This is a genomic window from Pseudomonas sp. K5002 (genome assembly GCF_013386655.1).
Lineage (GTDB): Bacteria > Pseudomonadota > Gammaproteobacteria > Pseudomonadales > Pseudomonadaceae > Aquipseudomonas.
This window is the reverse complement of record NZ_JACARK010000991.1, coordinates 1-1,141: the sequence shown is the minus strand read 5'-3', so window position 1 is coordinate 1,141 and position 1,141 is coordinate 1. Positions and strand designations below refer to the sequence as shown.

The 1,141-nt window shown below is 64.5% G+C and carries 1 protein-coding gene; it reads left to right on the top strand.

Going from position 1 to position 1,141, the window contains the following annotated elements; genetic code table 11:
* Positions 1-1,141, top strand: a 1,141-nt coding sequence (locus tag HX846_RS32240) for an ImcF-related family protein (RefSeq protein ID WP_306173182.1), incomplete at both ends; no start/stop codon positions are given.

Here is a 1,141-nt window from a genome sequence, read left to right as displayed (position 1 = left end):
CGACGACCTGCGCCGGCAACTGCAGCAACTGCCGGTGGCCCAGCGCGTCTACGACCGCATCAAGCGCCAGAAACTGCCGGAAGGCGTGCCGGACTTTCGCATCAACGAAGCGGCGGGCCGTGATGCCGCGCTGGTGTTCAGTCGCAAGAGCGGCAAGCCGTTGGGCGAACCGTTGAGCGGTTTCTTCACCGCCAAGGGTTATCGCCAGGGCTTCCTGCTGGCCAGCCTGAACCAGACCGGCACCCTCGCTGAAGAGCAATGGGTACTGGGCCGCGAGCAGGCCGACCAACAAAACGTCGTCAGCCTCGCCGCCGATGTGCGCCGCCTGTACTTCCAGGATTATCAACGCCAGTGGGATGCGTTGCTGGCGGATATCGACTTTGTGCCGATCACCAGCGTGGCCCAGGCGGCCGACGTCTTGCGGGTGATTTCCGGGCCGACCTCGCCGCTGAAGAAGCTGCTGGTGGCGGTCTCCAAAGAGACCGACTTGCAAGCGGAAGAACGCTTGCTGGCCGCCAAGGGCGCGCCGGTGGAAGGTGGCGTGGACAAGCTCAAGGAACGCCTCGGCAGCCTGCTTGGCCAGGACCAGCCAACTGCGAATGCACCAGCGGCCAGTGAAGATCCGGTGACGGCGCACTTCGCCGAACTCAACAGCATCGTCAGCAAGAACGAAGGTGAACCGGCGGCCATTGATGGCCTGCTGGCGGACATGAATGCGTTGTATGTGCAGGTCAGCGCCATGGTTGGCGCCAGCGGCGATGCGTTGCTCGGCGAAGCAAAAAACCAGGCGGCGGCTGCGGCCACGCGGGTCAGCCTGAATGCCGAACGCCAGCCGCCGCTGGTGCAGGGCATGGTCAAGTCAGTGGTCAACTCCACCACCAACAGCATGATGGGCGGGGTGCGCAACCAGCTGAATGCGGCGTGGGTCAGCGAAGTGGTGAACGTGTATCGCCAGTCCCTGGCCGGGCGTTATCCGATGTCGCCCGGCAGTGCGCGGGACGCGACCCTGGATGACTTCGGCCAGTTCTTCGGGGTGGGCGGGGTGATGGACAATTACTTCCGCAAGTACCTGCAACCTTACGTCGACACCTCCACGCAAACCTGGCGCTGGCAGCCGGGCGCGGCGCAGAAGCTCGGCATC